General features: G+C 38.7%; 21 protein-coding genes, 6 tRNA genes and 1 other RNA gene. 11 read left to right on the top strand and 17 right to left on the bottom strand.

Going from position 1 to position 21,605, the window contains the following annotated elements; translation table 11 throughout:
- Nucleotides 1-89 precede the first annotated feature (89 nt).
- Nucleotides 90-596 (top strand): DUF1289 domain-containing protein, encoded by a 507-nt coding sequence (locus AC1M9E_RS09990; RefSeq protein ID WP_180027954.1) that lies wholly within the window; start codon nt 90-92, stop codon nt 594-596.
- 58 nt (nt 597-654) lie between these two features.
- Here the strand turns inward: AC1M9E_RS09990 and panD are convergent, their stop codons facing one another.
- The 11 genes from panD to AC1M9E_RS09935 all read right to left on the bottom strand — a co-directional run bounded on the left by panD (nt 655) and on the right by AC1M9E_RS09935 (nt 6,758).
- A complete protein-coding gene (gene panD, locus AC1M9E_RS09985) occupies nt 655-1,035 on the bottom strand; it encodes an aspartate 1-decarboxylase (RefSeq protein WP_035269276.1) in 381 nt (126 codons plus the stop codon).
- 147 nt (nt 1,036-1,182) lie between these two features.
- Nucleotides 1,183-1,761 carry an aminoacyl-tRNA hydrolase gene (gene pth, locus AC1M9E_RS09980; protein WP_481607573.1) on the bottom strand — a complete coding sequence of 193 codons (579 nt, stop codon included), beginning with the start codon at nt 1,759-1,761 and terminating at the stop codon, nt 1,183-1,185.
- A 19-nt stretch (nt 1,762-1,780) separates the two neighbouring features.
- Nucleotides 1,781-2,077 carry a 50S ribosomal protein L25 gene (rplY, locus tag AC1M9E_RS09975; RefSeq protein ID WP_035269282.1) on the bottom strand — a complete coding sequence of 99 codons (297 nt, stop codon included), beginning with the start codon at nt 2,075-2,077 and terminating at the stop codon, nt 1,781-1,783.
- Nucleotides 2,078-2,175: 98 nt separating this feature from the next.
- The gene (locus AC1M9E_RS09970) at nt 2,176-3,129 is read right to left on the bottom strand and encodes a ribose-phosphate pyrophosphokinase (RefSeq protein WP_035269283.1); all 954 of its coding nucleotides are present in this window, start codon (nt 3,127-3,129) and stop codon (nt 2,176-2,178) included.
- Nucleotides 3,130-3,165: 36 nt separating this feature from the next.
- Nucleotides 3,166-3,240: transfer RNA gene (locus tag AC1M9E_RS09965), tRNA-Gln, on the bottom strand.
- 91 nt (nt 3,241-3,331) lie between these two features.
- Nucleotides 3,332-3,406: transfer RNA gene (locus AC1M9E_RS09960), tRNA-Gln, on the bottom strand.
- Between the two features lie 19 nt (nt 3,407-3,425).
- Nucleotides 3,426-3,500, bottom strand: a tRNA-Gln gene (locus AC1M9E_RS09955).
- 31 nt (nt 3,501-3,531) lie between these two features.
- Nucleotides 3,532-3,606: transfer RNA gene (locus AC1M9E_RS09950), tRNA-Gln, on the bottom strand.
- A 5-nt stretch (nt 3,607-3,611) separates the two neighbouring features.
- Nucleotides 3,612-4,442, bottom strand: a complete 831-nt coding sequence (ispE, locus tag AC1M9E_RS09945) for a 4-(cytidine 5'-diphospho)-2-C-methyl-D-erythritol kinase (protein WP_481591781.1) — start codon at nt 4,440-4,442, stop codon at nt 3,612-3,614.
- A 12-nt stretch (nt 4,443-4,454) separates the two neighbouring features.
- Complete coding sequence (gene lolB / locus AC1M9E_RS09940) at nt 4,455-5,039, bottom strand: lipoprotein insertase outer membrane protein LolB (RefSeq protein WP_481607574.1); 585 nt, start codon at nt 5,037-5,039, stop codon at nt 4,455-4,457.
- Nucleotides 5,040-5,045: 6 nt separating this feature from the next.
- Entirely contained in the window at nt 5,046-6,758 is a 1,713-nt protein-coding gene (locus tag AC1M9E_RS09935) for a tetratricopeptide repeat protein (RefSeq protein WP_481607575.1), read from the bottom strand.
- Between the two features lie 76 nt (nt 6,759-6,834).
- Between AC1M9E_RS09935 and hemA the strand changes: the two genes are divergently transcribed.
- On the top strand, nt 6,835-8,118 hold the full coding sequence (hemA, locus tag AC1M9E_RS09930; protein WP_481607576.1) for a glutamyl-tRNA reductase: 1,284 nt from the start codon (nt 6,835-6,837) through the stop codon (nt 8,116-8,118).
- Nucleotides 8,119-8,137: 19 nt separating this feature from the next.
- Here the strand turns inward: hemA and AC1M9E_RS09925 are convergent, their stop codons facing one another.
- Together AC1M9E_RS09925 and AC1M9E_RS09920 are read right to left on the bottom strand one after the other, a co-directional pair.
- Nucleotides 8,138-10,033, bottom strand: coding sequence for a DNA primase (locus AC1M9E_RS09925; protein ID WP_481586485.1), 1,896 nt, complete (start codon nt 10,031-10,033; stop codon nt 8,138-8,140).
- Nucleotides 10,034-10,162: 129 nt separating this feature from the next.
- Entirely contained in the window at nt 10,163-11,179 is a 1,017-nt protein-coding gene (locus AC1M9E_RS09920) for an outer membrane protein assembly factor BamD (protein WP_488224745.1), read from the bottom strand.
- Nucleotides 11,180-11,250: 71 nt separating this feature from the next.
- Here AC1M9E_RS09920 and rluD point away from each other — a divergent pair, with 71 nt between their 5' ends.
- The 4 genes from rluD (at nt 11,251) to AC1M9E_RS09900 (ending at nt 16,245) form a co-directional block, all read left to right on the top strand.
- Complete coding sequence (rluD, locus tag AC1M9E_RS09915) at nt 11,251-12,303, top strand: 23S rRNA pseudouridine(1911/1915/1917) synthase RluD (protein ID WP_481591785.1); 1,053 nt, start codon at nt 11,251-11,253, stop codon at nt 12,301-12,303.
- 17 nt (nt 12,304-12,320) lie between these two features.
- Entirely contained in the window at nt 12,321-13,061 is a 741-nt protein-coding gene (pgeF, locus tag AC1M9E_RS09910) for a peptidoglycan editing factor PgeF (RefSeq protein ID WP_488224744.1), read from the top strand.
- Nucleotides 13,062-13,393: 332 nt separating this feature from the next.
- A complete protein-coding gene (locus AC1M9E_RS09905) occupies nt 13,394-14,689 on the top strand; it encodes a hypothetical protein (protein ID WP_488224743.1) in 1,296 nt (431 codons plus the stop codon).
- A gap of 236 nt (nt 14,690-14,925) precedes the next feature.
- A complete protein-coding gene (locus AC1M9E_RS09900; RefSeq protein ID WP_481595849.1) occupies nt 14,926-16,245 on the top strand; it encodes a hypothetical protein in 1,320 nt (439 codons plus the stop codon).
- Nucleotides 16,246-16,274: 29 nt separating this feature from the next.
- Here AC1M9E_RS09900 and smpB read toward each other — a convergent pair whose 3' ends face one another.
- Nucleotides 16,275-16,751: an SsrA-binding protein SmpB gene (gene smpB, locus AC1M9E_RS09895; RefSeq protein WP_035269908.1), complete on the bottom strand. Its 477-nt coding sequence runs from the start codon at nt 16,749-16,751 to the stop codon at nt 16,275-16,277.
- Nucleotides 16,752-16,890: 139 nt separating this feature from the next.
- Between smpB and coaD the strand changes: the two genes are divergently transcribed.
- The 4 genes from coaD to AC1M9E_RS09875 all read left to right on the top strand — a co-directional run bounded on the left by coaD (nt 16,891) and on the right by AC1M9E_RS09875 (nt 18,206).
- Nucleotides 16,891-17,382, top strand: coding sequence for a pantetheine-phosphate adenylyltransferase (coaD, locus tag AC1M9E_RS09890; protein WP_035269911.1), 492 nt, complete (start codon nt 16,891-16,893; stop codon nt 17,380-17,382).
- 1 nt (nt 17,383) lies between these two features.
- Nucleotides 17,384-17,647, top strand: a complete 264-nt coding sequence (locus AC1M9E_RS09885; protein WP_092766836.1) for a YfhL family 4Fe-4S dicluster ferredoxin — start codon at nt 17,384-17,386, stop codon at nt 17,645-17,647.
- 28 nt (nt 17,648-17,675) lie between these two features.
- Nucleotides 17,676-18,057, top strand: an RNA gene (gene rnpB / locus AC1M9E_RS09880) — RNase P RNA component class A.
- 72 nt (nt 18,058-18,129) lie between these two features.
- Nucleotides 18,130-18,206, top strand: a tRNA-Met gene (locus tag AC1M9E_RS09875).
- Nucleotides 18,207-18,263: 57 nt separating this feature from the next.
- Here the strand turns inward: AC1M9E_RS09875 and AC1M9E_RS09870 are convergent.
- Nucleotides 18,264-18,572, bottom strand: coding sequence for a hypothetical protein (locus AC1M9E_RS09870; protein WP_488224742.1), 309 nt, complete (start codon nt 18,570-18,572; stop codon nt 18,264-18,266).
- A gap of 256 nt (nt 18,573-18,828) precedes the next feature.
- On the opposite strand from AC1M9E_RS09870, the gene AC1M9E_RS09865 reads away from it, so the two are divergent.
- A tRNA-Met gene (locus AC1M9E_RS09865) sits at nt 18,829-18,905 on the top strand.
- 35 nt (nt 18,906-18,940) lie between these two features.
- Here AC1M9E_RS09865 and AC1M9E_RS09860 read toward each other — a convergent pair.
- The gene (locus tag AC1M9E_RS09860) at nt 18,941-19,960 is read right to left on the bottom strand and encodes a hypothetical protein (protein ID WP_488224741.1); all 1,020 of its coding nucleotides are present in this window, start codon (nt 19,958-19,960) and stop codon (nt 18,941-18,943) included.
- A complete protein-coding gene (locus tag AC1M9E_RS09855; RefSeq protein ID WP_180027943.1) occupies nt 19,953-21,578 on the bottom strand; it encodes an NAD+ synthase in 1,626 nt (541 codons plus the stop codon). The genes AC1M9E_RS09860 and AC1M9E_RS09855 overlap by 8 nt, the downstream gene beginning before the upstream one ends.
- Nucleotides 21,579-21,605: the final 27 nt, after the last annotated feature.

The raw sequence follows: 21,605 nt of genomic DNA, 5'->3' as shown, positions 1-21,605 counted from the left end.
AGTACTCCAAATGTATTAATATAGGGATAAAATCAGGCGCGTATTCTAACGCGATTTTTGAAAATATGCGAGAAAGCCATAGAAAATTTATGGTTTTATATGAGGAAAATGTTTTGAATACAGCGCGTCGAATCCCTTCATTAACACCATGTGCGGGACGTTGTTCAACAGTGTTTGGTGATGCGGTATGTCGTGGTTGTCGACGTTTTAATCACGAAGTAATTCAGTGGAATACTTATAATGAGGAACAACGACTGAGTATTTGGAAACGTTTAGATCAACAACTGGATCAAATTTTGGTTCCAATGCTTCCTCATGCTCAACTTTCTGAGGTGGAAAAATTCATTGAATCAAAAAGAATCCGAGTATTGGAGAATGCTTCAAAAGGCCGAAAATTATATCATGCGCTTAAAATTTGTGAAAAAAACAAGCATTTAGCAGAGCAGAGTGGTTTAGGTATTTCAGCTCCACATGTTAAACCGATCTGGACTGAGTTTGAACGTCGGGTTCTAGCTTTGGCGAATGCCAGTTATGAATTAGCTTGGTTAAGAGCAGATGGGATTAGCCAGAGCTTGCAGTTGGTGGATGAAGAGTAATTCTATGATAATTTGTTATAAAAAAACTCGCTCAAGTAAGCGAGTTTTTAGTCAATCATTAAGCAACTTGGACAGGAATACAATTTGCTGTGTGATTCACAGTGTTATCTGGATTTGCATAAACCAAACGTGGTTTATGTGCATCAGCTTCTGCAACAGTAAAATCACCGAAAGTCGCGATAATAATAATGTCACCTAAATCTGCTTGGTGAGCAGCACCACCATTTACAGAAATAATGCCTGAGTTTTCTTCACCACGGATTGCGTAAGTTGTAAAACGCTTGCCATTAGTTACATTCCAAATATGAATTTCTTCATATTCACGAATACCAGCTAAATCTAGTAATACACCATCAATTGCACATGAACCTTCATAATGAAGTTCAGCTTGTGTTACAACTGCACGGTGGATTTTAGCTTTTAATAAACGAGATAGCATGGGAAGCGTCTCCTGAGTTGTTCTAAGATTGTTTTATTATCTAGAAACAACAGTTTTTTAATTTGGGTGAAGCATTTGAAAGCGCATTTTGCCCTCAAATTTTCATCGTGGCAAGAAAAATTGTTGAACAAAAATTAAATTTATCAACTACGGCTTGTAGGCATTTATTTGATTCATTGCCTGCTGAATTTCACCATTCACTAATAATTTTGTACGACTTAGTGCGTGATGAATTGCATCGTCAATGAGCGTTTGTTCACTTGAGGGTGCTTTACCTAGAACATGACCTGATACACGGTCTTTTGATCCAGGGTGTCCAATTCCAATACGTAAACGATGGAAGTTAGGGCCAGTATGAGGAACAACGTCACGTAAACCGTTATGACCACCATGACCACCACCCGTTTTGAGGCGAATGATACCTGGATCCATATCAAGTTCATCGTGAGCAATAAGCATTGCTTCTGGAGAGATTTGGTAGAATTTTGCGAAGGGTACAACACTTTGACCAGAACGGTTCATAAAGGTTGAAGGTAATAAAAGTCGAACATCTTGTCCTTCTACATTACCGCGACCACTTAATCCATTAAACTTAGGGTCATTTTTAAGTGTTATGCCATATTGTTCTGCAAGACGTTCTACATACCAGAAGCCTGCATTATGGCGGGTTTGAGCATACTCTTTACCAGGGTTGCCCAAACCAACAATCAGTGAAATATGAGACACTAATTTACACCATCAACACTTATGCGCGTTTGAAGTCAGCGTGCATTGGAGTGTTTTTAGCTGGGTGACGTTGTAAAGCTTGGATTTTAACGCTTTCAACTTTACCATCAACATCAATTTCAATTACTTCTTCAAAGAAAGCGTTGTCTTCTAAGTATTTAACAAGCTGACGAAGCTCAAGTGTAATCGCTACAGGTGCAGCATCACCACCATAGATGATAGCAGGAACTTTAGATTGAAGACGAAGGCGGCGGCTCGCACCTTTCCCTTGTACTGCTTCTTCACGTGCTACTGCATTTAATACGAAGTTTGCCATGAGAGACATCCTATTTAAGTTAAGTGAACTAGATCTGCGACCGATCTAGTGATAGAAAGCCCTACCAAAAGGCAGGGCTTTAAAATTTTAGCGCTCTATTATAGATAAGAATCAAACATTGCGCTAATAGATTCTTCGTTGTTAATACGACGAATTGTTTCAGCAACCATACTCGCAACTGAAACTTGGCGAATCTTACCAAGAGCTAAAGCTTCTTCTGAAAGCGGAATTGTATCTGTCACAACAAGTTCGTCGATAACAGAGTTTTTCAAATTCTCGATCGCTTTACCAGATAAAACAGGGTGAGTAGCATATGCTACGACACGACGCGCACCAAAAGTCTTCAATGCATCAGCGGCTTTACATAAAGTACCAGCTGTATCAACCATGTCATCAACGATCACACAGTCGCGATCTTTAACATCACCAATCAAATGCATCACTTGTGATTCATTTGCTTTTTGACGACGTTTGTCGATGATAGCTAAATCGATATCGCCCATTTGTTTCGCAACAGCACGAGCACGAACAACACCACCAACGTCTGGCGAAACAACCATAAGGTTGTCATGAGACTGTTGACGTAAGTCAGCTAAAAGCGCTGGCGTACCGTAAATGTTGTCTACAGGGATGTCGAAGAAACCTTGAATTTGGTCAGCATGAAGATCGATCATCACAACACGGTCAATACCTACAGTTGTTAGCATATCTGCTACTACTTTTGCAGTAATTGGAACACGTGAAGAACGAGGACGACGGTCTTGGCGAGCATAACCGAAATAAGGAATCACAGCAGTGATACGACCAGCACTTGCACGACGCAATGCATCTGCCATTACTAAGATTTCCATAAGGTTATCATTAGTTGGAGCACAAGTAGGCTGAACGATGAATACGTCTTTACCACGGACATTCTCAGTGATTTCGACAGCGATTTCACCATCAGAGAATTGACCTACAGATGCAGCACCTAGAGGGATATGCAAGTGGCTAACGACTTTTTGGGCGAATTGTGGATGCGCAGTTCCACTAAAAACGACAAGATTGGGCATGAAGCACCCTTGGCGGTTGAAATGTATAGAATGAGATGGCAGGGGCGGCTGGATTCGAACCAACGGATGGCGAGATCAAAACCCGCTGCCTTACCACTTGGCGACGCCCCTAATGCGGCAGAACTTTAATGGTTTTGTATGGGTTTGTCAAGATTGTTTGACTCAACTCATGATACCAATGTTCTGTCTTTTTGAACTAAATTGGCAGGGGCGGCTGGATTCGAACCAACGGATGGCGAGATCAAAACCCGCTGCCTTACCACTTGGCGACGCCCCTAAATCGATGTTGTGTTTAATGGCAGGGGCGGCTGGATTCGAACCAACGGATGGCGAGATCAAAACCCGCTGCCTTACCACTTGGCGACGCCCCTAAAACACGATACATCTTACAGGTGAAAATGATGGCAGGGGCGGCTGGATTCGAACCAACGGATGGCGAGATCAAAACCCGCTGCCTTACCACTTGGCGACGCCCCTATCATTTAAACGATGATTTGATTCAATGGTGATTGTTCTAAACTATTCACTAAGTAAGCTTTACAAGGTGAATGAGCAAGAATGTCATCAATGTTCATTTCAGTCGTTACTTCAGTAAAAACACAAGCACCTGTACCTGTAAGTTTTGCAACACCGAACTGATCTAAATATTGCATTGCTTCATCGACTTCAGCATATAGACTTCTTGCCAGAGGTTCAAAGTTATTTCTGAAATCAGATGGCTTTATCTGATAGGCGCAAAATTTAGAGGTCTTCGTGTCTCTTGTCAACGATTTTTGTGAAAAAAGCAGTTGAGTGCTGATAAAACAGTCAGGTTTTAACACAATGTATTGTTTTTGATCTAAGTCTATGAATGTTAAGTGTTCACCAATACCTTCTGCCCATGCATTACGACCATGGATGAAGATGGGAACATCAGCACCCAGTTGTACACCAATTTCTGCTAATTGATTACGATTTAAGCCACATTGCCAAAGTTGATTCATGATTAATAACGCGGTAGCCGCATTTGAAGAGCCACCACCGAGTCCTGCACCCATCGGTATATTTTTTTCGATGTTGACATGAATGCCTAATTTTTCACTTTTGGCATAGGGTTTCAGCATCATCATTGCACGATAAATCAAATTTTGTTCAAGACTTACTTCTGATAGGCCTGAAATGGAGATAGATTGGTTAGAGATTGGAGTAAATTCCATCCAATCACAAAGATCTATCAACTGAAAAATAGTTTGCAACTCATGGTAACCATTTTCACGGCGCCCCGTAATGTGTAAAAACAAATTCAGTTTTGCAGGGGAGGGTACACGAATCATAAATAATCAAACTTAACGATTTTGAATTACCATTGTAATACGATTTTCAGTTCCATCTTCAAGTTGTTGCTTTAAAATCAAACGGTTTGGTTGTGTAGATTGACCGTTGTAAGATAATTGAATATGCCAACCTTGTTCTTTAATTTCACTGATTCGCATCGATTCGTCTTTTTGAATTTCAGCTTCTTCAGTCGCTTGCTTAGCTTGTACCCAATCGACTAAATAAGTAATTGGTGCTTCCCAACCTGTTGCACGAAACAATAACTCTTCAGGTGAGTTGGCTGTAATTTCACCAGTTTTGGCACTGTTCAGTGTCACTTGACCAGGTTGACCTGAGATTTGAGTTTTACCGACTCCAAGAATTCCGCTTAACTCGATATCAAACTGTTCATCTTGCTGTTGCCAAGTAAAAAAAGCACTGCCTGATTGCTTGGGGGTCTTAACGCCAATTTTACCCTGAAGATTAAATTGATTTGATTGTTCAAGGTTTTGCGTTGTTGGCGGTGATGGTTGAGTTTGAATTGCTTGACAGCCAGTTAACCCAAGAAGCGCACTACTTGTGGCAATCAGGAATAATGATTTTAAATTTAAGATCATACAGTATTAACTCTTTTTGATATTTTGTGGCAACAATAAACTATCGAGTTGATCCAATTGAGGATGATTTGGATGATTTTTATGGAGTTGATGTAACACTTGGCTAAATTCTTCCAGTGAACCCAGCATATAAAGCGATTTAGCATATCGAATGCCGATATTTGGACTTTGGCTGAGTTGATATGCTTTCGCAAGTACACGGGTGGAAGTGTCAAAATCGTTTTGAAGAAAGCAGATATAGCCTAAGGTATCTAAGATAGATGCTTGTTCTGGGGCATTGTCTAAAGCTTGTTCGGCATATTGTCTCGCCTCATCTAAACGACGATTTTGCAACGCCAGAGTATATGCATACGCATTCAGATATGTTGGACTATTGGGTTCGATCGTGAGTAATTTTTTAAGCAATTCATCTAATTGATCGCGATCCGTAAATGGATCAAGTAATAAGACTTGAGAATATAAAATTTCAGGGTCATCAGTTAAGTTTTTAGCCGCTTCTTTGAGTAAGCCCAAGGCAGCTTTGTTATTGCCCATTTTTTTGAGTATTTCAGCTTGTGCTTGATATAAGAAACTCGCATATTGGGGGTAATTCACCCGTTCCTGAGTCAGAAAGCGCAGCGCATCACTTAAGCGATTTTGTTTGTCATAGATTGAAATTAGATTTCGTCTAGAAACCATATATAAATTACCATCTACAAGTCGATAATAAGCTTTAGCTGTTTCAAAATGTTGTTTTCGTTCAGCATTTAATGCCAAATAAAAATAAGCATCATTTTGATACTGTCCAGATGCACGTAGTTCGACTAAATACTGTTCAGCAAGCTCATATTCTTTGAGATCAATTGAGGTTAGACCAGCGATAAAAAGAGCTTCTTCCGAATCAGGCCATTTTTTTATGATGCGTTTTAATTTGCTTAACGCCTGTTCATTTTTATTCAGTTTAATTAAGTAGCGGATTTCAGCCAGACTTAGCTCTAAATTATTACGATTTTTACGAGCACTTTTTTCAAACCATTTTAGCGTCTCTTCTTCGTTGCCTAAAGCCATGAGTAAGTTGGCTTTCAGTAAGATAAACCCTGTTGATTTGGGGCGTTTTTTTAATGCTTTATTTAAAGTAATTAAGGCATTTTCGATTTCATTATTTTGTGCTTGTAAACTCGCAATCAAAACGAGAATTGAAGGATTGTTACGCGTTTTACTATTACGCAAAGTGTTTAATAAATATGCTCGATCCTCAGGGGATTCCGGAGAAATTCCTTCAAGAATTTGTTCTAAATCTGATTCAGGATCTAAATTTAAAATATCATCGAGCACATCAGCAGCAAGTTCATATTCGTGTGACTTTAATGCGATATGCGCAAGATAGAATTTTGCAGGTACATCTTTGGGTTCTTGCACGACCCAATGGGTTGCAATATCTAAAGCGGCTTGTAAGTCGTTTTGTTCGAGTGCGACGTTAAGTGCACGTTGTTTTAAAGCTGTTGAACTGGTTTGGATTGCAAGTACGGTATAGTTGTGTAAAGCAGTCGGTGTGTCATGTGCAGCTAAAGCAAATTCTGCAACCATAGCCTGTTGTAAAACTTTATGATTTAAATTGGCATGGTAAAATTCTCCAGATGCTCTAATATGAGCACTGTAAGTCATGCTACTCACTAACAAGAGTGTGGTAGAATACTGTCGAATTGTCATGCCGGTTGTGCGGCTCATTGTTTGACGCAATTTTTTTATCCAAGTACTGCTTTTTATGACACCGTTATTGCACAATAGCATAAATTTAGCCAATTGATGATCTGATATGTCTTTCTTTGCATTGGGTGTCAACCATCAAACAGCCTCAGTTGAATTACGAGAGCAAGTTGCTTTTAACCCTGAAAAGTTAAAACTATTGTTGGCTGAACAAAGTCACCATGACCAGCTGAACGATATGGTTGTGGTGTCAACCTGTAATCGTACTGAAGTCTACGCCATCGCTGATAATGCGGAGATGGTATTAGATTGGCTCGCTCAAAAAAATGGCATTGATGTAAAACAATTACAAAATCATATTTACCGTTATGAAAATACAGATGCTGTGACACATTTGATGCGTGTTGCATCAGGATTAGATTCACTCATGCTTGGAGAGCCTCAGATTATGGGGCAAGTTAAGTCTGCACTTAATTTAGCAAAAGAGTCTGAAGTTGTTTCACAAAATTTAAATCGTATTTTCGAATATGCATTTTATGCTGCTAAGAAAGTGCGTTCAGAAACAGCGGTCGGTAGTCATGCTGTATCCATGGGTTATGCGGTAGCACAGTTAGCACTACAAGTTTTTAGTAAGCCTGAACAATTAAGCGTTATGGTGGTTGCAGCAGGTGAAATGAATAGCTTGGTTGCAAAGCATTTAGCCGAAATGGGCGTTGCTAAAATTTTAATTTGTAACCGTGGTCAGGAACGGGCGGAAATTTTAGCGCAAGAAATATCACATCGCGTTGCGGTAGAAATTATTCCTTTTGTTGATTTAGCTCAAAATTTACATCGCGCTGATGTGATTTCAAGTTGTACAGGAAGTTTACATCAGGTCATTTCCTATCAAGATGTTAAGTCAGCACTCAAAAAACGTCGTTACCGTCAAATGTTGATGGTGGATTTGGCTGTTCCTCGCGATATTGAATCTAAGGTTGAAAGTTTGGATGGGGTTTACCTTTATGGGGTGGACGATCTTCAAGGTGTTATTGATGAAAACTTAGCGCAGCGACGCCAAGCCGCTGTTGAAGCTGAAGTGATGGTCAATCAACTAGCAACACAATTGGTGACTCAGCAGAAAGTTTCACAAGCTGGAGCGACAATTAGTGAGTATCGTGCTCATGGAGATAAAGTTAAAGCATTTGAATTAAACCATGCATTAGATCGTTTAGCCTCTGGCGATGATGCAGCCATTGTCATGCAGGAAATGGCTCATCGTTTGACGCAAAAGCTATTACATCCTACTTCCATCTTACTCAGAGAAGTCGCTAAAGATGAAAATCCTGATGTCTATGAAACGATTAAAGAACATTTAGAAGATATTTTTAGTGCTCAGCGAAAACTAAAAAAATAAAAGCACTGACCGCTTTTATTTATTCATGTAGTAAGCGTAGTCCAATTTTTTTGGTTAGCTCATTCAGTTGTTGTCTTAAGTTTTTAGACTCGTTTAATGATTTTGCTGCTTTAAATTTGATTCTCAGATATTTTTCTTGAAGTGAAAGCGAGTATTCTGAGGCAAGTTTATCAGCCATTTCAGGGGCTTCAGTGAGTGTTTGAATATTGGTACGTTTTAAAATCTCAGAGAGTTCATGATGAAATGGGCTACATGCACCCAAAATATAATAACTCGCCAACTCTTGGTCATCTGGCAGATCATCAAAAATGACATTAAAGATTTTTAATACTTTTGCAAGCAATTCATCTTCAGGAATCACTGCGCGTAATACTTCAAAATGAATATAAAGAAAAGGATGGTACATTAACATTGCCACTGCGAAATCTTCATCTCGTGTGCGAATATTAAATGATAATGAAGCGTCAAGACTCACTTGAGGCTGCCACTTTTTATTGAATCCTAATTTCTCTTTGAAATATTGACGAATCAAATAGCGATACGAACCTTGCTTAGGCATCAGATTGGTGAGTTGATTTAACTCAGCCATGACCTGACTTTTACCTTCAGGTGTATTGATTTGATATTGTTGACTGAGAAGAGAAAAAGCAAACTCTGATAAGAGTGGTGATTGTTGCCAAAGTCGATTGAAAGTTTCAACACCGTCCTTACGAACTAATGAGTCAGGATCATGCTCCGCAGGTAGAATAAAAAATTTCAGTTCACGACCATCATTTAAGAGGGGAAGTGCAATTTCTAAAGTGCGTCGAGCTGCTTTTTGACCAGCCGAATCACCATCAAAAGCAATAGTTAACTGATTGTTTTGTTTAAATAATAGATTCAAATGATCAGCATTGCTCGCCGTCCCCAAGGTGGCAACTGCGCCAGGAATGCCAGCTTGCTGTAATGCGATGACATCCATGTAACCTTCAACCATTAACCAATGATTGGCTTTGAGCTTACGACCTTCATATAAGCCATAGAGTAGTTGGTTTTTATGGAAAACTTCAGAGTCAGGCGAGTTGATATATTTGGGTTTGATCTCGTCATTCAATGCTCGTCCACCAAATCCGACAACGCGACCTTTTGCATCACGTATAGGAAAAATGACACGTTCTCGTAGTAGATCAAAATCACGACCAGAATCACTGGTTCTGATCAAACCGAGTAGTTTTAATCCTTCAATATCTTGCGGAAATGCTTTTTCAAGATGTTGCCAATCTTCTGGCGCATAACCTAATCGCCAATACTTAATCGTGGTATCACTTAGTCCGCGTCGCTGAAAATACTGTTGCGCAATTTGGCTATTTGGAAGTTGTTTTTCATAAAATAAAGCAACATTTTCAAGAAGATCGTATAAATTACCTTCAGGTGCGACCTCAACTGAATTCAAGTCATCTGAATTAAATTGATACTCATCGAATTCATAGTTTTGAAATGCTTCAAAAGGATCTACATCAAAAGCTGAAGCAGGCGGAGAAATGATTTCTCCTGCATCTGCTTCAATGGGTGCCTGCGGTTGCTTTTCTGGGTTAGGTTTAATAGGTTCTCTCTTGTATGAGAGTTTTTTATTATCTTGATTGTCTTTAGGTAATTCGATACCGGTTTGGCTTGCCAGGTCTTTAATCACCTCGATGAAATTGCGATTATCAATATCCATCATAAAGCGAATAGCATTTCCGTTGGCTTGGCAACCGAAACAGTGGAAATATTGCTTATCACGGTAGACGTGAAAAGAAGGTGTTTTCTCTTGATGAAAAGGACAACAGCCTGAATAGGTACGACCTGACTTTTTTAATTTCACACGTTGGCCAATAAGATCGACGATGTCAGTTCGATCTAAAATTTGATCAATCGTATGTTGTGGAATTGCCATAATTAAAAAGCCATAAGAATGAGGACTAAAGTGATTGAATTAAGTCTATCCTAAACACTTAAGACGATAAATAAAGCCATGCAATAAAAAAGGTGGGTAATCCCACCTTTTTTGATTCGTAAGAATGGATTATTGACGCTGTGGGTCGTACATACTTTCATTTGCTGGCGCACTTTCCACATTGTGATCTTTATTACCAAGCAAGCCAAAGCTTAAGCGATTCAATAAACCGGGTTGTGTATTGGTGTTGTCAGATTGCTCTGCTGATACTTCAGCCGTTGTTTGACTGCGTGCTTCACGACCTAAAATACCCAAGGTTGCACGATTTAACCAACTTCCATCTTTACGTGCTGCGCGTAAATCGACCTCACCATTAGACTTCACAAGATGAGGGTAGTTTAGCTTTAGCACTTCAACGTATTGTTGAGATGTTGCCTTGTCACCGAGTTTATCGTATCCGTAAGCAATCGTTGCAAGCGCTTCTGGTACTTGAGGTGTTTGAGGAAAATGTTCCACAACCCATTGTCCACGCTCAACTGCTGCAAGCCAAGCTTTACGCTTTAAGTTAAAGCGAGCCGCATTCATTTCACTTTCAGCAAGTTCTTGACTAATAAATTTCATGCGCTGAGCAGCATCTACAGCATACTGACTACTTGGGAAACGACGAATGAAATCAACAAAATTTTGATATGCAACTTTTAAATAGCTGACATCACGATGAGCCTGTTGGAGTGATGTATAGCGGATGAGACCATCATAGTTTTGCTCCATATTCGCCACACCACGAACATAGTAAGCATAATCAACATTAGGATGTTGAGGATTTAAACGAATAAAACGGTCTGCTAGCGCAATAACAGCTTCATAGTCTTTTTGTTGAAAACGAGCATATAAAAGATCGAGTTGAGCTTGTTGAGTATATTGACCTGTAGGGTAATAAGTTTCAATTGCTTCTAATGATTGTGCTGCATCGCTATATTGACCACGATCTAATGCTTTTTGTGCTTTATCGAAATAAGATTGTTCGGTTGATTTAGGTCCAGTATCCACAACATCCTTCTTGGGATTACTGCTACAGCCCACAAATGTTGCTGCTAAGCCTAGCGATAAAGCAAGCATTGTAACTTTATAACGTGGTAGCGACATAAAAATTCCTCTGTTTATACGGGCAATAGGCTACAATTGCACTATTAAACCACTTTTGTCCGAATGAGCAAATGACTTCAGCACAAACTTCTAATTCTAATTTCCCAGAAATCGACATCAATTTACTTGAAGATTCTGAGGATGCAGATAACCATACTTCAGCCCCAACTGCAACACGTTTATCGTTGCAATTTCAAGTGGATGAGAGTTCTCTTGGTCAGCGAATAGATCAAGTTGCAGCCCTCGCTTGGAACGAATTTTCGCGTGAAAAATTGAAACAATGGTTGAAGGATGGTCATTTGTTGGTAAATGGTCAAGTTGTGAAACCAAAATATAAAAGTGAAGGGAATGAGCTACTCACGCTTAATGTAGAGCTTGAAGCCCAAGTCACCAGCCAACCTGAAAATATTCCCTTAGATATTATTTATGAAGATGATGATATCTTAGTCATTAACAAGCCAGTGGGGATGGTTGTACATCCTGGTGCAGGAAACCCGAATGGTACTTTGGTTAATGCTCTTTTATATCATTTTCCAAAATCAGCAGAATTATCTCGAGCTGGTCTAGTACACCGTATCGATAAAGATACCAGTGGTCTCTTGGTTGTAGCTAAAAATTTAGAAGCTCAATTTTCCTTAAGTAAACAGTTAGCGAAAAAATCAGTTTATCGAATTTATGATTTAATTTGTTATGGCAATATTATTGCAGGCGGTAAAATTGATGAGCCGATTAAACGTCATCCTGTAGATCGTGTAAAAATGGCGATCTTACCAGGTGGTCGTGATGCCGTGACTCACTATAATGTGAAAGAAAGATTCCAAAATTTCACACGTGTTCAAGCACAATTAGAAACTGGACGTACTCATCAGATTCGTGTGCATTTCACTTATATTGGTTTCCCTTTGGTCGGTGATCCAGTTTATGTCAGTCGTGTCAAAGTACCTGCGGGTGCTTCGGAAAAACTTGCTACTCATTTACGAGAGTTTAGACGTCAAGCGCTTCATGCATCAAAATTGGGGTTAATACATCCACGGACAGGTGAAGAAATGATGTTTGAAGCACCATGGCCTGAAGATTTCACAGCATTACTTGAGACTCTTCGTACGGAAAATAAGGCTTACTAAATTAAAGGAAAGTTTACATGCAAATTGTGCAAGATTTGCCCAAAGGTGTCGTGGTAGGACAAACAGAATTGAGTCACCCTCACGCACTGAAAACACCACAGACTGATTTAGAAGGTTTTAACTTGGCGTTGCATGTAAATGATCAACCAGAACGTGTTCATCGGCATAGAATGAGCTTGTTAAATGACTTTTCAGTCTATGGGGTGAATCGATTAACTTGGATGAACCAAACGCACAGTACAATCTGTCACGTTGTAAATGATGACATGAGCTTACACGCCCTAAATGGCGATGGTTTAGTGACACAGCAAAAACAACATGCATTAATGATGATGACGGCAGATTGTTTACCGGTGGTTCTCGGTAACAAAGATGGTACTGAAGTCGCTAATTTGCATGCAGGTTGGCGAGGATTGGCAAATGGCATTATTGAAAATACAGTCAATGCCATGAGCACTCAACCCTCTTGGGCGTGGTTAGGTGCGGCAATTAGTCAGCCATGCTTTGAAGTGGGTGAAGAAGTAATGCACACATTCTGCGATAGGATTCCAGAATTAAGTTCAGCATTTCAAAAGGGAGATCTAGAGGGTAAGTATTACGCAGATCTGTATGCGATTGCTCGCCATATATTGAAAAGTTTAGGGGTGGAACAGGTTCTTGGAGGTGAGCGATGTAGCTACACGGAGGATCAAACATATTATTCTCATCGCCGTAATTCAAAAACCGGCCGCATGGCGACATTTGTCTTCATGGAGTGAAAAGAATTTATTTAGTTTCAAGCAGATCGTCTGGGTATTTAAATGATGACTTTCTTAAAGCTCATCATCTTTACTTATGTTTGAGATTTTATTTAATCACTTCGATCTGTTGTTTATTTAAATGAAAGATTTAAATAAAAATACATTAATTTACAAGTTGCTAAGTTGATATAAGTGATTCATTACTAGACCATTTTTTTTAAATATGAATTATTCAAATACAAAAAATGTTAGATCAATCACAATTTGATAGTAAAAATTTATATAATAGTGAATATTACATTGTCTTTTTGTTAGACAAGACATAAAAATAAAAAATTGTGGAGACAATGATGATCTTAATAGGATTCGCGAAATCAAGAACTTTTTGTATTCCTGTCATCTATGGATTGACTTCAATAACATTAGCGTATGCTGCTCCAATGCAAGAACTGACTGACGCTGAACTTTCACATGTTGAAGGTAAAGCACTCATGAGCTTAAGCTATATTTCACCTGCAGATTCCGTCAATAAGAATTCTGGTCAAAATATTGGATTTTATAAAATGGGAATGGAAGCCCAATTAGATTTAAATGCTAACATCAAAAGATTGCAACTTGGATGCGGTGGAGTAAATGGTGCAAACGGTTGTGATATTGATATCGATAACTTAAGTTTGTCAGGGGTTGCAGAAACTCGTGAAGGACGAGTCCAATCAAGTGCCCAACTAACCAATCCATTTTTAGAGTTTGCTATAAAAAACCCAGATTCAGCTTCCACACGTGAAATGGTTGGTGTTCGTTTAAGTGCAGAAAAAGTACTAGGATTATTAACGCTTGGTAGTGAGAACTCTGAAAAACCAAATGGTATCAATAGTTTAAGTGGCTATCTGAAGATTAAGGACGCTGTTGGAACTGCGACAACAGCAGCTCGTTCTGCTGTAAATTTTAACAATCTTGGAGAATTAGTTTACGGAAAAGCAAAGAGTACAACAGGTTTCGTAAGTGCAGACTTTACGTCTAATGATTATGCTTTAAATTTAGCTGAGGGAAGCGGCTCTTTAAAAATTAATGGCCAAACTATTAGTGGTAACAGAATGTCAAATGTTTATTTAACAGGTGTTGCTCGAATAGATAACATTGCATTGTCAGGGAAAATTTCTGCAAGTGCTAAACTCTGGGGGCTTGTGCCTATACCACTATCTGGTGACATTACGGGTAATGTTTCAAACCTAAATGTAGATGTTAAAGTTTCAGAGAACCTTGGATATATTCACCGCTTACCTTTGAGCAATCCATTTTCTCTATCGATGCAAAAACAAGATATACATTGGACTGGAGCGAGTGTTGCTGCTCAGACAGGTTGGTGGCTTTCAATCGAGGACCCAATTGATATAGGTAATGTTACTCCGAGTCAAAAAGTGGTTGTGACAGATGCAGTGATTAAACAAGTTGTACCGCTAATTAGTAATTATTTACAGGCTAATCCAATCGAATGTGGTTTTTTAGCAACAAGTTGTTTAGCAGGTAATTTTAGATTAGGTGAGGTTCCATTAACAAATTCAAGAGTGAATATGGATTTGGTAAACTTACAGTTAAAAAATCAATCCTTTGCCCCAAACTGTTATGGAAGTTTAAAATTCTGTTAAATAAGAGATATACTTGAGTTTTAAGTTTGCACTTCATCGGATAAATTGAAATATATATCACATTTTAAAAATTAATAATGTGATGTAAGTCTCTAGAAAATATTCAATTTTATTTTAATTTCTATATTTTAATTCTTTTAGCAAGTTTTAAGCCTCTTTATTTTTTTCATTAATTTATAGATAGTAATGCTGTTGCTTATGGATTAAGCCTGAATAAAAATAATACGGAGACTCTAATGTTGAAGAGTTTACTTGTTTCTATCAAATTGATTTTATCAACATCTTGCTTAGTGTTGATTCCTTTGTCTGCAACTGCTAATAACATTCAGAATGATTTAAAAATGATGACTGATGAAGAGTTATCTGCGACAAACGGTCAAGCTTTATTAAGTATGAGTTATATTGATCCCAATGACGGGGCAAACAATATGCGAGGTAAAGGCGTTGGCTTTTATAAGCTTGGAATGGAAGCAGATATAGAACTCAATGCAAATATTAAGCATTTACAACTTGGCTGTGGTGGTATTAATGGAGCAGGTGGATGTGATATTGATATCGAAAATCTGAGTTTGAGTGGTATGTCAGACACTAGAGAGGGTCGTGCGGGTTCTTCAGCCAAGCTAACCAATCCATTTTTAGAGTTTGCGGTAAAAAATCCAACATCTGCATCAACTCGAGAAGTTGTGGGTTTGCGTCTCAGTGCTGAAAAAGTATTAGGTTTACTGACGCTTGGTGATGAAAACTCTGACAAACCGAATGGTATTAACTCACTCAGTGGTTATTTAAAAATTAATCCCACTCAGGGTATGGGCTATACTAATGCTCGAAGTATGACTTATGCCGATACTGGTCAAACCATTAATGGAAAAGTGAATGCAAGAATTTGTGTGATTTGTATTATTGCACCTACTCTGACACTCGATTTTAAATCGGATAGTTATAATCTAGCATTACAAGAAACGACAGCACCAATTCAAATCAATGGCACTACGGTCTCTGGTACTCGAATGAGTTCTGCACAGCTGACAGGTGTTGCCAATATTAATCAGTTGAATTTTGGTGGTGATCTCAAGGCCAATATCCAAGTGCTAGGGGTAGGATTGCTGAATTTGCAAAAAGAGGTCAGTGGTAACATTACGGGCTTAAAAGCCAACATTACGGTAGATCAAAATCTAGGTTTAATTCATAAAATCCCTGTAAACAATCCATTCTCACTCTCTGTTCAAAATAGTGAGATCTGGTGGCCAAATGCTGATGTTGCTGCACAGCAAGGTTGGTGGATGGCATTTAATGATTCGATCAATATTGGAGATGTTACACCTGAGAAGCGTATTGATATTACAAATGATGTGTTAAAACAAGTGGTTGGACCAATCAGTGATTATATCAGTCGAAATCCTCCATCTTGTAATGCACTTGATTGTCTGTTTGGTGACAAACTTGGTGTTGGAAATGTTCATTTGCCGAATACCAATGTAAATTTTCCATTAAAAGATCTACAACTTAAAAATCAAACCTTTGCTCCAAACTGTTATGGAAGTTTAAGGTTCTGTTAATAAAAAAACCGCTCATATGAGCGGTTTTTTTATTTATGAAAAATTCTTGCTTTATCACGCTGCCAATCGCGGTCTTTTTCAGTGGCACGTTTGTCGTGTAACTGTTTACCTTTAACAAGCGCAATTTCGAGTTTGACTAAACGACCTTTCCAATAGCACGCCAAAGGTACACATGTGTAACCTTTTTGATTGATCGCCCCTTGGAGTTTCTCGAGTTCACGACGTGAAAGAAGTAGCTTACGAGTACGTGTTGCTTCGGGAACGATATGAGTTGAAGCAGAAAGAAGAGGTTGAATTTGAGCACCAAATAAATAAGCTTCATTATTTTTGAAAATAATATAGCTTTCCGTGATACTCATGCGTCCAGCGCGAAGAGATTTTACTTCCCAACCTTGTAACGCTAAACCAGCTTCAAATTTTTCCTCAATAAAATAATCGTGACGTGCACGTTTATTTAGCGCAATAGTGCCACTATTATTTTTTTTAACTACAATCGATTTCGACATAATACAAATATTCCAAGATTAGGCCTATTTTGCCTCAAACTTGGCTTGAGGTGAAGTCATTTCACTGTCAACAAGTGTGCGTGTGAATTGAGTTTTTGTTAAACTATGCGCCTACATAATAATCTTAGAGTATAAATGGATGTCTAAAACTCGTGTCATCTATCCGGGAACATTCGATCCTATTACCAATGGTCATATTGATCTTGTCTCTCGTGCTGCAAAAATGTTTGATGAAGTTGTAGTTGCGATTGCAATTGGTCATCACAAAAATCCAGTGTTTAGTTTAGATGAGCGAGTTGCGCTTGCAAAATCATCATTAAGCCATTTAGATAACGTAGAATTTGTTGGTTTTGATGGTTTGTTGGTGAATTTTTTTCAAGAGCAAAAGGCAACAGCTGTACTCAGAGGTTTAAGAGCAGTATCTGACTTTGAATATGAGTTTCAACTTGCAAATATGAATCGTCAATTAGATTCAAATTTTGAAGCTGTATTTTTAACGCCGTCAGAGCAATACTCGTTTATTTCATCCACGTTAGTTCGTGAAATTGCACGTTTGAAAGGTGATGTGACGAAATTTGTGCCAAAAGCAGTTGTTGAGGCATTTGAACGTAAGCATCAGCAAGGTTGGTAGAGTGTCTTTAATTATTACGGATGAGTGCATCAATTGTGACGTTTGTGAGCCTGTATGCCCAAATGAAGCGATTTATATGGGTGAACTGATCTATGAAATTGATCCGAACCTATGTACTGAATGTGTTGGTCATCATGACCAACCCCAGTGTTCATTATTCTGCCCAGTAGACTGTATTCCTAAAGATCCTAATCATGTGGAATCTGAGGTTGAATTGCTGGAAAAGTATAAAAAACTAATTGCTCAAAAAAGCACGAGCAATTGATCTCAAAGTTTGTTAAGATGCGCCACTTGAAGTGAGCCAGACGATCGCTGCTGTGAAGGTCTTCGTGACTAAAGCAGGGGAGGAAAGTCCGGGCTTCATCGGGCAAGGTGCCAGGTAACGCCTGGGAGGCGTAAGCCTACGGAAAGTGCAGCAGAGAGTAGACCGCCATTTTGCAACTGAACTTCGGTTTAGCCTAGAATATGGTAAGGGTGAAAGGGTGCGGTAAGAGCGCACCGCATGACTGGTAACAGTTCATGGCATGGTAAACCCCACCTGAAGCAAGACCAAATAGGAATCCTTAAGGTATGGCCCATACTGGATTCGGGTAGGTCGCTTGAGCATATGAGTGATTGTATGCCTAGAGGAATGATCGTTCTAGACAGAACCCGGCTTATCGGCTCACTTCAACAAATTTTGATCAAACAGTGCCGATATTACTTGACGGATACATCAATCAAGTAGATAATGCGCCCACAGTTTACGGCTATGTAGCTCAGTTGGTTAGAGCACCGCACTCATAATGCGGGGGTCACAGGTTCAAGTCCCGTCATAGCCACCATTTTTATAGACCACACTCACTAGTGTGGTCTTTTTTTATGTGTGAAATCTTGAGTTTTCATTGGCACTGAATAAGCTGAGAATCTAGCTTAATTTTTGGAAACTCTTGTTCAAATTGTGCTAAAACGGCTGTCTGATTTACATTTGAAAACACAATATTTTGCAAGCTTTCAATTTTTTGCTCAGACAAATAAAGCTGTGCACAATGAAGAGCAACCGCATTCTCTTTACTCACGGCAATTTTATGATCTTCAGGAATGACATCAATATGCACGAGCTTTTGTTGAGCACGGCTTAATTGAACTAGAGTTCGTTTTTGTTGCATGGTTATAAAATTTTGAGCATTGATCCATTGAGCTACATCCATGCGTACACCGTGATAATTCACAAATATGGGATGAATCGTTTGGCATCCGCTCACAAGGATTAAACAGCATATGAGAATAAAATATTGAGGATTGAGCATGATTTTGATGTTATTGAAACCTTACTATTACAATAAAATCATATAATTATGGATTAATTTTGTTCAAATAAGGTTTATTTGTATAAAGGGTGATCATTAGTGCTTTCGTATGCTTGACGATACAACGATAACTTAAGATAATGCGCACACAGTTTACGGCTATGTAGCTCAGTTGGTTAGAGCACCGCACTCATAATGCGGGGGTCACAGGTTCAAGTCCCGTCATAGCCACCATTTTTATAGACCATGCTCACCGCATGGTCTTTTTTTTATTTCTCAAAATGCCCTGAAATAAGGTCAAGTGTAGATTGTGCTTGATAAAAAGGCTGAATCAAACTTTGAATTAATTGTTCTAGAATGCCAAAATCATTTAACATGGTGATAAGTTGAGGTGCAAAACGATGGGCTTCGATCACTAAATCTTCTTGAGTTAGTCCAACAGCCGTAAGTAAAGCTTGTAAACTGTAATCACTAAAATATTCATAGAACTCATCAACCACTTCTAAAATGATGGACTGAATCTCAGCGGATTGGCGTAAATTTCTCCAGGTTTCATAGACCAGAATAAAAAAATCTTCGACGTCAATGGCTTCAATCTGCTCAAGCTGAGCTGAAATTTTTTGAAATTGGAGATCTGACCAAATATGTTGAATGATTTCATAAAGTTCATTTTGAGGCAGTGTGATAATTTCGCCTAATTGAACCAATATTGCATTTGCAAGTTGGGATTCTAGTTTTAACTCTAATGTTTGTTGCTGATCTTGGAGAAAATTAAAAATCTTTGATTTGACCGTATTATTTTGAACTTTATTTTTTCGAAGCCTATCCAGCCAAGGTGTATATTTTTCTAAAATTTGATTTGCTAATTGAAGACTTACTGCATGTGCCTTCTCATTACTTAAAATTTGTTGTTTTAAACCATAACGTACTTGATCTAATTCAAGAATTTTATTTAGCCATAGCCCAAAATCATGGTCAGAAATTAAATCTCCGATTAAAGCATTTGAATCCTTTAAATGAAGGTAAATACGTTGTGCAACTGCGCCAATAAACTCTAGTAAATCAGGTCCAAGATTTAATTCAAAAGCATATTTTGAAACAACAGCATGAAGTTGTTCAAGATTTACAATGTCTTTTAGTTTGATTCGATTGAACTGAGCATAAGCCTGTGAAACAAACGTGTCTAGTACAGCATTAGATTCAGCATTTAATAAATACTGTTGCGTAAACCGAATTTGCTCAAGCATAAGTGCTTGAGCAAATTGATTGAGTTGTGTCGAGTTAGACACCTGCTTTCCATCCATTTACGATTGGATAGCGGCGTTCGCGGCTAAACGCACGAGAGGATATACGTGGACCAATTGCACCCTGACGGCGCTTATATTCGTTGCGATCAACCAATCCAATGACTTTAGTCACGATATCTCGATCAAAACCTTTAGAAATAATATCTTCAAGACTCTGATCTTCTTCAATATATGCATATAAAATTGCATCAAGAACATCGTAAGGTGGTAAAGAGTCTTGATCTTTTTGATCAGGGCGCAATTCAGCAGAAGGTGGGCGAGTAATCACACGTTCAGGGATTACAGGCGTATCTTCCAAACTATTACGGTATTTTGCTAACTCAAATACAATCGTTTTATAAACATCTTTAAGTACAGCAAAACCACCGACCATATCACCGTACAGTGTGCAGTAACCAACAGATAATTCAGATTTGTTACCTGTAGATAAAACAAGATTACCAAATTTATTCGACAGACCCATTAATAAGGTGCCGCGTGCGCGAGCTTGTAAATTTTCCTCAGTTGCATCAGCAGGAGAATTGCCGAAGAATGGGTGTAATGTCTGCATAAAGCTGTTGACGATTGGGTGAATTTCCGCAATACCAAAAGTGACTCCCATACGTTTTGCCTGCTCAGTCGCGTCTTCAACACTAATTTGAGAGGTATATGTGTAAGGCATCATAACAGCTTGAACTTTATCTGCTCCAATAGCATCGACAGCGATTGCAAGGGTGAGTGCTGAGTCGATACCACCAGAGAGACCAAGAATGACACCAGGGAAACCTGAGCGTTGTACATAATCTCGTGTTGCCAAAACCAAAGCTTGGTAAATTTCTGCAATCGTATCTAATGCAGGTGCTTTGGTAGCGGCTTTAAAAGATTTAAGCTCTGCTTCATATTCAACATGAAAAAGGTCTTCTTTAAAGCTTGGTGCTTCAAGTACAACTTCACCATTTGCATTCACAACGAAACTTGTTCCGTCGAAAATGAGATCATCTTGCCCGCCTACTTGGTTGACATAAACAAGATTGAGATTCAATTGTTTAGCTAACTCTTTAAGCGTAACAACACGGTGTTGAGGTTTTCCAACTTCGTATGGTGAGGCATTTAACACAAGAACAGTTTCAACATTCAGTTTGGCAAGTTGTTGAACACTCTCAAGTGTCCAGACATCTTCGCAAATTAATACACCGAATTTATGTCCTAAGTACTCAAATACAAGGTGTTGATGACCCTCAGCGAAATATCTCTTTTCATCAAAAACACTATAATTTGGTAAATTTTGCTTGTTATAAATACCTAACACTTGCCCATCTTTCATAACGGCTGCAGAGTTATAGCGTGCACCCGAATCAGCTTGATTAACAAAACCAAATACCATCACAATGTCTTTCACTTCAGCCAGTTTTTCGAAAGCTGATGCTGTACGTTTGCTTAGGCTTGGACGAAGTAGGAGATCCTCTGCAGGATAACCAATGGTCGAAAGTTCAGGAAACACAATGATATTGGCATTTTGCTGTTTGGCTTCGTTAGCGAGTCCAATCATTCGTTGAACATTGGCTTCTAAATTGCCGACAAATGGAGAGAATTGAGCAAGAGAAACTTTAAAACTATTCATTTAAACCAAGTCCTATCCTATAGGTTT

This window comes from Acinetobacter sp. 24-47-47 (assembly GCF_057737035.1).
This window is presented reverse-complemented; position numbering and strand designations above follow the sequence as displayed.